A 6,064-nucleotide genomic window follows, 5' to 3' on the forward strand; every position below is an offset into this window, starting at 1 on the left:
AGACAAACATCGTCGCCTTCGGCCGGTCGACCTCCCAGCCGGCACTGGCCATGCCGTCACAGAGCACGTCACGGCGTGAGCGGTAGGTTTCGCGGATGTCCTTGACACAGTCCTGCGGACCGTTGAGCGCGGCGATGGCCGCGACTTGAATCGGCGTGAACATCCCGTAGTCCAGGTAGGATTTCATCCGGCCCAGCGCGGCGATCAGTTGCGGATTGCCGCACATGAAACCGACACGCCAGCCGGGCATGTTGTAGGTCTTGGACAGCGAGTAGGACTCCACCGCGACGTCCTTGGCGCCGGGCACCTGCAGGATCGACGGGGCCTCGTAGCCGTCGTAGCAGAGCTCGGCGTAGGCCAGATCCTGGACGATCCACAGGTCGAACTCCCGCGCGATCTCGACCACGCGCTCGAAGAACGCCAGATCGACGCACATCGCCGTCGGATTGGCCGGGAAGTTCAGCAGCATCATCTTCGGCGCCGGCCAGGATTCCCGCAGCGCCTTTTCCAGTTCGCTGAAGAACTCCTCGGTGTCGTTCGAAAGATGCACATGGCGCACGTCGGCGCCGGCGATAACCACGCCGTAGGGGTGGATCGGGTACGCCGGATTCGGCACCAACACGATGTCACCCGGCCCCAGGCAGGCGAGCGCGAGGTGCGCCAGGCCCTCCTTGGAGCCGATCGTCACGATCGCCTCGGATTCGGGGTCCAGCTCCACGCCGAAGCGGCGCCGGTACCAGTCGCAAATCGCCAGCCGCAGGCGCGGAATGCCGCGCGAGACCGAATACCGGTGCGTATCGCCACGCTGGGCCGCCTCGGTCAGCTTGTCGACGATGTGCTGCGGCGTGGGCCGATCGGGATTGCCCATGCCGAAATCGATGATGTCCTCGCCCCGGGCTCGCGCTTCCTGCTTGAGCTGTCCGACGATATTGAAAACGTATGGGGGGAGGCGCTCGATGCGCTGGAAGTGATCCTTCACGGCCGGGGTCTTGTCTGTTAGCAGTCAGATGGACATCGCGAGTCGCGATGCGGGGCCGGGGATTGTATCGAAATGAACACGGAAGTCGCGCCTGAGGACGCCGATCCCCGTCTCAGCCGCTGGGCAGCAGTCCCAGCGGGTTGACCGGCTGGCCGTTGTGGCGAATCTCGAAATGCAGCAGCGGTTGCCGGGACGGGCCCAGCCCCATCTCCGCCAGGACCTCGCCCTGCTTCACCCGCTGCCCCTCCTTGACCAGCAGTTTGCGGTTGTGACCGTAGGCGGACAGTTCCGCCTCGCTGTGCTTGACGATCACCAGCAGACCATAGCCCTTGAGCGCGCTGCCGGCGTACACCACGGTGCCCTCGGCGGACGCCCGGATGCTGTCCCCAACCTGTCCGCCGATATTGATGCCCTTGGAGCGCTCGGAATAGGACTGCAGGATGTCGCCACGCGCTGGCCAGATCCACTGCCCCTTGGCCATCGTCGGTCTGGCGGGGGGCGAAGCGGGACGCTGTGGAGCTGGTCTTGCGGGCGGCGGTGTGCGAGCCGGCGCGCTGCTGCGCGAGGGCGGGCTGGAGGACCGTGACGCGGTCCGGGTCGTCTCCTGCGAACCGCCACCACCCGGATAAAGCTTCAGCGTCTGTCCCGGCTTGATCAGATAGCTGTTGCCGATTCCGTTCCACCGCGCCAGCGTCCGGTAGTCCAGCTGATGTCGGAACGCGATGGAGTACAGCGTGTCGCCCTGACGCACGGTGTAGGTGCGTCCCTGCAGCCCGTCGGCGGTGTTCTCCCAGCGGACGGCCGACGCGCAGCCGGCCAGCAGCAGGGTCAGGCCAAGCGCCAGAACAGCAAGCCGATTGCGATCAATGCCAGGCACGCCCATCCAATCCCGTCGATATACCGCAACAACCTGTCTTCGAACATCGGCCCGGCGGCGGCGACCAGACCCGCCACCAGCCCGAACCGCCCCGCCCGTCCGACCGCGCAGGCCGCGATGAATGGCAGGAGCGGCATTGCCGCCGCACCCGCCGCGATGGTGAACACTTTAAAGGGAATCGGCGTGAATCCCGCAATCAGCAGCGCCCAGAAGCCGTATTGCCGGAACCAGTCCTGCGCATGCTGATAGGCCTCCCAGTAACCCACATCGTGCAACAGCGGGGTCAACGACTCGATCAGAAAGTACCCGAGCGGGTAGCCCACCAGCGCGCCGACGACGGATCCCAGCGTGGTCAGCAGCGCCAGCCGCCACCAGTGTTCGCGCACCGCCATGACCATCGGCGCCAGCAGCACATCGACCGGAATCGGGAAGAACACGGCTTCGGAGACAGCGAAGCCGAACAGCCAGCCGCGGGCGTGACGATGCCGCGCCTTGAGCATGGTCCAGTCATACAGGCGACGAAACATGGTGGTACGAACTCCCGGACGGACCGCGTCGGCGGTCCATGAAAACGATGGATTCAGATCTTGTCGGAGACCAGCGGAACGAAGCTCACCAACCCCAGTGATTCCCGTTCCCAGTCCTGGCCGTGACGGGTCAGGCGGATCAGTTCCTGGCGACCGGATGGCCCGACCGGCATCACCAGCACGCCGTCCGGCGCGAGCTGTTCGCGCAAGGCATCAGGGATCTGCTCGCCTCCCGCGGTGACCACGATGCGCTCGAACGGCCCAAGCTGCGGCCAGCCCCAGGAACCATCCGACTGCCGCAGGCGCACGTTGTGATAGCCCAGCTCCCGCAGCAGGCGGCCTGCGCGCTGATAAAGCGGCCGGATGCGCTCGACGGTGAGCACCTGATCCACGATCTCAGCGAGTACGGCGGCCTGATATCCGCTGCCGGTACCGACCTCGAGCACCGTGTCGAACGGCCCGGGCTCCAGCAGCGCCTCGGTCATCCGGGCGACGATCAGCGGCTGCGAAATCGTCTGGCCATGACCGATGGGCAGCGCGGTGTCGCGGTAGGCCATGTTCGCCAACGCCTCGTCGACGAAACGATGACGCTGCACGGTGCCGATGGCCTTCAGCACCCGGTCATCGCGGATGCCCTCCTCGTACAGACGGTCCACCAGACGCTTGCGATTGCGCTGGGCGGTCATGCCCAGGCCACGCACATGCGGATGCCGAAGTCCGACCATCGATCAGTCGCGCAGCCGGGGCAGCCAGCGCCCCAGCGGTTCGATCGCCTCATGGCGGGTCAGGTCGACCTGGATCGGCGTCACCGACGCGTAGCCGCGCGAGATCGCATCGAAATCGGTGCCGGGGCCGGCATCCAGCTCGGGACCCGTGGGACCAATCCAGAAGATCTCGCGGCCCTTGGGGTCGCGATCCTGGATGACCGGCTCCGCCTTGTGCCGGTTGCCCAGGCGCGTGTTGACCACGCCTTCCAGCGCGTCGAACGGCCGGTCTGGCACGTTAACGTTCAGAATCGTGCTGTCCGCGAACGGCACCTCGCGCAGCGTGTCGATCAGGCGCACGACCACCTCGGCCGCCGCTTCGTAGTGCTTGGGCTCGACCGCGGTGCAGGAGACGGCGATGGACGGAAATCCGAGGAAGCGGCCTTCCATCGCCGCCGCGACCGTTCCGGAATACAGCACGTCATCCCCCAGGTTCGCTCCGGCGTTGATGCCGGAGACCACCATGTCCGGTGGCTCGTCCAGCAGCCCGGTCAGCGCAAGGTGAACGCAGTCGGTGGGGGTGCCGTCAACGCAGCGCGTGCCGTCGGCATGCTGATGCACGCGCAGTGGCCGCATCAGGGTCAGGGAGTTGCTCGCGCCGCTGCGATTGCGGTCCGGCGCGACGACGGTCACGTTCGCGAACTGGCGTAATCGCCGGGCCAGGCAAATCAGGCCCGGGGCCTGACAGCCGTCGTCATTGGAAACGAGGATATGCATGGTGATCGATTCGGGCCGTGCAGAGCGACGGCGAATGTCGTTATCTTATCGCAGATGGGACGGACAACGGATTCCGACGACGACGATCGGGCCCTGCTGGAGTCGGCCTACGGCGGCGTGCAGCCGCTTAGCAGGACGGATCGTGAGCGCCCGCACCGCACCGCCCCCGATGACACGCCGCGCCAGAGCGAGCTCGACCGGCAGGCCGTGCTGCGCGAATCGCTGGAGGCTGACCCCGACAGTCACGAGGAATCCGGTGAAGGCCTGCTCTATCGCGCGAATGGTCTGTCGGAGAGTGACTTTCGCAAACTGCGACGGGGCGCGTTCACCCTGCAGTCCAGCATCGACCTGCACGGTTTGAACCGGGAACAGGCGCGTCTGGCGCTGGCCGAGTTTCTCGCCGAATCCGCGGATCGCGGCTACCGCTGCGTCAAGGTGATTCATGGCAAGGGGCTGGGATCATCCGCCGCCGGCCCGGTGATCAAGCCGGCCGTCGCGCGCTGGCTGCGTCGGCGGCAGGATGTGCTCGGCTATGCATCGGCCAAGCCGCAGGAAGGCGGGTCAGGCGCCACGGTCGTATTGCTGCGCAAGCCGCGCTGAAACAAGCGGTTGATCAGATCGGATTCGGCTGCAATTCCAGGCGGAGCTGTTCGATCAACTGACGGAACCGGTCCGCACCGGCGACGCGGGCAATCTGCAACCCGCCCTGCAAGGCGGCACCGAGTTGAACCGCCTTGGCTTCCGGAGGCCCTTCATAGCGGATGCGGCCGGCCGCTTCACCGCGCTCCAGCACGCTCACCAGCCAATGGAGAATCTGCTCCATGCACTGCCGCGCCTCTTCACGCATGCCGTCGGGAATCGCCTGGAACTCGGCGCCCAGCATGCCGCTGAAACAGATCTTGCGACCGCCTTCGTCGAGGTAGTCCAGATAGAACTCGAAGTAGGCGTCGAGCAGAGCCCAGGGATCGGACTCCTGTTCCTCCAGCACCTCGATCCATTCGGCCAGGCGCATGCGGAAACGCGACACCAGTTCGATGCCGAGATCTTCCTTGGAGGGGAAGTGATAGTGGATGGCAGCGTTGCGAATTCCGAGCTGAACCGCGATGTGGTGATATGAGAACGCGTTGTAACCACGCCGCTGCAGCAACTCTTCCGCTGTGTCGAGAATCGCCTCACGCGTGTTACGACCACCACGCCGGTTCCGGACGCTGGTTGCTGCGGTCGTCTCGCGGGCGATTTCTGCCGCCTTTGTGCTCATCGCCTGAGTCTACGAGTTCGAACTACGCTGGTGCAAATATCCGTCGAAATCAATGCATTCTGAAACCACGGTCGTGGCGAAACTGCCAGGTGGCAGCGCAAACGAAAGCACGACCGAATTTGCCTCATGCCGCAGGATGCGCAACTGCTCCGGAATCACGCGCAGCGGCCGTCTGGAGGCCTCGACGCCCAGCGCCGCGAGCTTGTCGATCCAGGGTGCGGCATCGGCCAACCAGGCCTGTTCGCGCGCCTGCGCGACACCGACAGGACCGTCGGACGCCCGGCCGGGCATCGGTCCACTCGGGTGCAGATCGCCCTCCTCCGTGCGCCGTTGCAGTGCAGGATCATCGGCATCGGCAAGAAACCCGCTGTTGCTGTGATTGAGCATGCACCACTCGCCGTCCAGCAGCCGGTTCCAGGAACCGTCGCGAACACGCGCGTCGAGCACGCGGTTGAACAGCGCGGAACGCGCGGCCGAGAGCACGATCCCAGGCGGGCGGTCCATGGCCTCGAACTGTTCCAGGTTGCGCCCCTCCCGGCCGAAGCGCTGCGACCCGAATGCATTGGGCACACCCCGCTCGGCAATCGCCTGGATGCGCGCGGCCAGCGCATCAGCATCCACCGCACCGTCCAGATCAACCCGCAGTTCGAAGCGATTCAGCGCATGGGCGCCGCGCCGCAGCTTGCGGTCGTGCCGCTCGATGCGCAGACAATCCGCACCGTCCAGTCGCTCGGACCAGTCGCCTGGATCCGGGGATTCGCGCTTGATCGGCCAAGGCAGGCTGAACCACTGCGTGGTCACGGCATGGCGATCCTTCATCCCGCAGCACCCGATGTTGCGCGCCCGCACGCCGGCAAGCCGGGCAAGCTGGCGAGTGACCTGGTCGGTAGTGCGGTCACGCTTGCGCACCTGGATCATCAGGTGCTCGCCTTCGCCCGCCGG

Annotated in this window: 8 protein-coding genes; 1 reads left to right on the forward strand and 7 read right to left on the reverse strand. The window is 65.9% G+C overall.

The window, feature by feature from the left end; genetic code table 11:
• The 5 genes from ABNS06_RS14300 to surE form a co-directional block, all read right to left on the reverse strand.
• Positions 1-979: aminotransferase class I/II-fold pyridoxal phosphate-dependent enzyme (locus ABNS06_RS14300; RefSeq protein WP_348675271.1), on the reverse strand; the 979-nt coding region annotated here is incomplete at its 3' end.
• Between the two features lie 112 nt (positions 980-1,091).
• Positions 1,092-1,856 carry a peptidoglycan DD-metalloendopeptidase family protein gene (locus ABNS06_RS14305; protein WP_348675272.1) on the reverse strand — a complete coding sequence of 255 codons (765 nt, stop codon included), beginning with the start codon at positions 1,854-1,856 and terminating at the stop codon, positions 1,092-1,094.
• Positions 1,808-2,356 (reverse strand): YqaA family protein, encoded by a 549-nt coding sequence (locus tag ABNS06_RS14310; protein ID WP_348675273.1) that lies wholly within the window; start codon positions 2,354-2,356, stop codon positions 1,808-1,810. Before ABNS06_RS14310 ends, ABNS06_RS14305 begins: the two co-directional genes overlap by 49 nt.
• 80 nt (positions 2,357-2,436) lie before the next feature.
• Positions 2,437-3,108: a protein-L-isoaspartate(D-aspartate) O-methyltransferase gene (locus ABNS06_RS14315; protein ID WP_348675274.1), complete on the reverse strand. Its 672-nt coding sequence runs from the start codon at positions 3,106-3,108 to the stop codon at positions 2,437-2,439.
• Positions 3,109-3,111: 3 nt separating this feature from the next.
• Positions 3,112-3,864: a 5'/3'-nucleotidase SurE gene (gene surE, locus ABNS06_RS14320; RefSeq protein WP_348675275.1), complete on the reverse strand. Its 753-nt coding sequence runs from the start codon at positions 3,862-3,864 to the stop codon at positions 3,112-3,114.
• Between the two features lie 54 nt (positions 3,865-3,918).
• Here surE and ABNS06_RS14325 point away from each other — a divergent pair, with 54 nt between their 5' ends.
• Positions 3,919-4,464: a Smr/MutS family protein gene (locus ABNS06_RS14325; RefSeq protein WP_348675276.1), complete on the forward strand. Its 546-nt coding sequence runs from the start codon at positions 3,919-3,921 to the stop codon at positions 4,462-4,464.
• 13 nt (positions 4,465-4,477) lie between these two features.
• Here ABNS06_RS14325 and ABNS06_RS14330 read toward each other — a convergent pair whose 3' ends face one another.
• Positions 4,478-5,122: a TetR/AcrR family transcriptional regulator gene (locus ABNS06_RS14330; RefSeq protein ID WP_348675277.1), complete on the reverse strand. Its 645-nt coding sequence runs from the start codon at positions 5,120-5,122 to the stop codon at positions 4,478-4,480.
• A gap of 9 nt (positions 5,123-5,131) precedes the next feature.
• Positions 5,132-6,064, reverse strand: a 933-nt coding sequence (locus ABNS06_RS14335; protein WP_348675278.1) for a tRNA pseudouridine(13) synthase TruD, incomplete at its 5' end; no start/stop codon positions are given.

It is taken from the genome of uncultured Abyssibacter sp. (assembly GCF_964000955.1).
GTDB lineage: Bacteria > Pseudomonadota > Gammaproteobacteria > Nevskiales > OUC007 > Abyssibacter.

Excerpts from the sequence above, each read along its gene's own strand:
- ABNS06_RS14310 (WP_348675273.1), bottom strand. The coding sequence starts at position 2,356 with ATGCTCAAGGCGCGGCATCGTCACGCCCGCGGCTGGCTGTTCGGCTTC.
- ABNS06_RS14315 (WP_348675274.1), bottom strand. The coding sequence starts at position 3,108 with ATGGTCGGACTTCGGCATCCGCATGTGCGTGGCCTGGGCATGACCGCC.
- surE (WP_348675275.1), bottom strand. The coding sequence starts at position 3,864 with ATGCATATCCTCGTTTCCAATGACGACGGCTGTCAGGCCCCGGGCCTG.
- ABNS06_RS14325 (WP_348675276.1), top strand. The coding sequence starts at position 3,919 with ATGGGACGGACAACGGATTCCGACGACGACGATCGGGCCCTGCTGGAG.
- ABNS06_RS14330 (WP_348675277.1), bottom strand. The coding sequence starts at position 5,122 with ATGAGCACAAAGGCGGCAGAAATCGCCCGCGAGACGACCGCAGCAACC.